Genomic DNA, 2,762 nt, shown 5'->3' with positions numbered 1-2,762 from the left:
CTCATCCGCCCTCGCCCCTCGCCCCTCGTCCCTCGTCCCTTCCCAAGGCCCCCTCTCCGGCGTTCGCGTTCTCGACCTCAGCCGCGTGCTGGCCGGGCCGTGGGCGACCCAGACCCTCGCCGACCTCGGGGCCGAGGTGATCAAGATCGAGCGGCCCGGCGCCGGCGACGACACCCGCCACTGGGGCCCGCCCTTCACGACCAGGGCCGACGGATCGAAGGGCGACGCCGCCTATTTCCTGTGCGCCAACCGCGGCAAGAAGTCGGTCGAGCTGGACATCGCCACGCCCGAAGGGGCCGCCATCATCCGTGAGCTGACGGAGACCTGCGACATTCTCGTCGAGAATTTCAAGACCGGCGGACTGAAGAAGTACGGCCTCGACCACGCCGCCCTGTCGGCGATCAATCCGAAGCTGGTCTATTGCTCGATCACCGGCTTCGGCCAGGACGGGCCCGACGCCCACCGGGCCGGCTACGACTACATGATCCAGGCCATGGGCGGGCTGATGTCGGTGACCGGCCAGCCTGACGGCGCCCCCGGGGCCGAGCCGATGAAGGTCGGGGTCGCCGTGGCCGATCTGTTCACCGGCCTGTACGCCTCCAACGCCATCATGGCGGCGCTGCTGCACGCCCGCGCCACGGGTCAGGGCCAGCACATCGACATCGCCCTGTTCGACGTCCAGGCGGCCATGCTGGCCAATCAGGCGACCAATTTCTTCGTCAGCGGCAAGGCGCCGACGCGGATGGGCAACGCCCACCCCAACCTCGCCCCCTACCAGCCCTTTCCGTGCACGGACGGTATGGTGGTCATCGCCGTGGGCAATGACGGCCAGTTCCGGGCGCTGGCGAGCGCTCTCGGCGCCCCGGGCCTCGGCGCCGACCCGCGCTTTCTGACCAACGCCCTGCGCATCGAGCATCGCGCCGTGATGACCGCCGAGCTCTCGGCCCTGACCGCCGGCCAGACCATGCACGGACTGATGGCGGCGCTGGAGGCGGCCGGGGTGCCGTGCGGTCCGGTCAATACGGTGGATCAGGTCTTCGACGAGCCGCAGGCGAAACACCGCGGGCTCGAGGTGACCCAGACCCGGCCCGACCTGTCCGCCCCGGTCCGCACCGTCGCCTCGCCGATCCGGCTGTCGGCGACGCCCGTGGCCTACGACCGGCCGCCGCCGGCGCTGGGCGAGCACACGGCCGAGGTGTTGGGACCGCTGCGTTCCGGCCGCTAGCCCCGGGGCGGGTCGAACAGGATCTTGAACACGATCGCGATGGCGATCGTCGCGGCCGCCAGCACCACGAATGAGATCAGCATTCCCTGCCAGGCTACCGGCCGGAACCGGCGCGGCAGGCTGTTGCCCCAGAAGCCGCCGGTGGCGAAGGCCGTCAGCGCCATGATCGTGCCGGTCGCCCGCGTCCCGGCGTCCATGTCGGCGACCTCGTCGCCTTCTTCGGTGGCGAACTCGCCGGCCTGCGCCCGCGCCAGCAGCGCCCGCGCCTCCTCGATCCTCGAGGCCGGCGCCATCAGCCGGATGCCGAGCGCCCGCTGCATCAGCGGATCGACGGTGGTCTGGTACCGCTCGGTGACGCTGACCTCGATCCCATGCGAAGCGAGGAAGGCCGCGGCCAGATCGGCTTCATAGACGTCGGTGAAGCGGGCGATCTCGCGCAGGCTCATGGCGCGGCCGCCGGCCGTTGCAGCAGCGATGGATCGGCATAGGCCTTGATCTCGACCAGATAGCCGTCGGGGTCGGCGAGCATCATCTTCGCCCGGCCGCCCGCTTCGTCGACGGTGGGCTCAAGACGGAACTCGCAATCGGCCGCGACCAGCCGGTCCGCGAGGCGCTTCCAGTCGCCCCACTCAAGCGTCGCCCCGAAATGCTGGGCTTCGCGGAAGGGCGACGGGACGACGCCGGCGGGCCGCTGATAGGCGGTGACCTGCGCGCCGAACAGCCACAGATCGATCCAGTGACCAGTGACGCGACCGGTCCGCGCGCCAAGCACATCCTCATAGAACCGCCGGGTCCGCGCGAGATCGGAGACCGACAGCGACAGATGGAAGACGGGTTCCAGCGCCCTACAGGTCCAGCAGGGCCCGCGCCGGATCCTCCAGCAGCTCCTTGATCCGCACCAGGAAGGTCACCGCCTCCTTGCCGTCGACGATGCGGTGGTCGTAGCTCAGGGCCAGGTACATCATCGGCCGAATCTTGACCTCGCCGTTCACCGCCATCGGCCGCTGGACGATGTTGTGCATGCCCAGGATGCCCGACTGCGGCGCATTGAGGATCGGCGTCGACATCAGCGAACCGTAGGTGCCGCCGTTGGTGATGGTGAAGGTGCCGCCCTGCAGCTGGTCCAGGGTCAGGTCGCCGTCGCGGGCCGCCTTGCCCAGCGCCGCGATGCCCTTCTCGATCCCCGCCAGCGACAGCTGGTCGGCGTCGCGCAGGACCGGCACGACCAGCCCCTTCTCGGTGCCGACCGCGATGCCGACGTCGTAGTGGTTCTTGTAGATGATGTCCGTGCCGTCGATCTCGGCGTTGACGGCAGGAATCTCGTGCAGGGCCTGCACCACCGCGCGGGTGAAGAAGCTCATGAAGCCCAGCTTCACCCCGTGGCGCTTCTCGAAGGCGTCCTTGTACTGGCTGCGCAGGGCCATGACCTCGGTCATGTCCACCTCGTTGAAGGTGGTCAGCTGGGCCGCGGTGTTCTGCGATTCCTTCAGCCGGCGGGCGATGGTCTGGCGCAGACGGGTCATCTTGACCCGCTCCT

General features: G+C 69.4%; 4 protein-coding genes. 1 reads left to right on the top strand and 3 read right to left on the bottom strand.

Going from position 1 to position 2,762, the window contains the following annotated elements; genetic code table 11:
* The first annotated feature begins 85 nt into the window (after positions 1-85).
* The gene (locus RDU12_RS14730; RefSeq protein ID WP_308685377.1) at positions 86-1,225 is read left to right on the top strand and encodes a CoA transferase; all 1,140 of its coding nucleotides are present in this window, start codon (positions 86-88) and stop codon (positions 1,223-1,225) included.
* On the opposite strand, the gene RDU12_RS14725 is transcribed toward RDU12_RS14730, so the two are convergent.
* From RDU12_RS14725 to odhB, 3 genes are all read right to left on the bottom strand, one after another.
* Positions 1,222-1,671 carry a putative signal transducing protein gene (locus tag RDU12_RS14725; protein ID WP_300290314.1) on the bottom strand — a complete coding sequence of 150 codons (450 nt, stop codon included), beginning with the start codon at positions 1,669-1,671 and terminating at the stop codon, positions 1,222-1,224. The genes RDU12_RS14730 and RDU12_RS14725 overlap by 4 nt on opposite strands.
* Positions 1,668-2,042 carry a VOC family protein gene (locus RDU12_RS14720; RefSeq protein ID WP_300290322.1) on the bottom strand — a complete coding sequence of 125 codons (375 nt, stop codon included), beginning with the start codon at positions 2,040-2,042 and terminating at the stop codon, positions 1,668-1,670. Before RDU12_RS14720 ends, RDU12_RS14725 begins: the two co-directional genes overlap by 4 nt.
* Positions 2,043-2,070: 28 nt before the next feature.
* Positions 2,071-2,762, bottom strand: a 692-nt coding sequence (odhB, locus tag RDU12_RS14715; protein ID WP_308685376.1) for a 2-oxoglutarate dehydrogenase complex dihydrolipoyllysine-residue succinyltransferase, incomplete at its 5' end; no start/stop codon positions are given.

This window comes from Brevundimonas sp. (assembly GCF_031082345.1).
GTDB lineage: Bacteria > Pseudomonadota > Alphaproteobacteria > Caulobacterales > Caulobacteraceae > Brevundimonas.
This window is presented reverse-complemented; position numbering and strand designations above follow the sequence as displayed.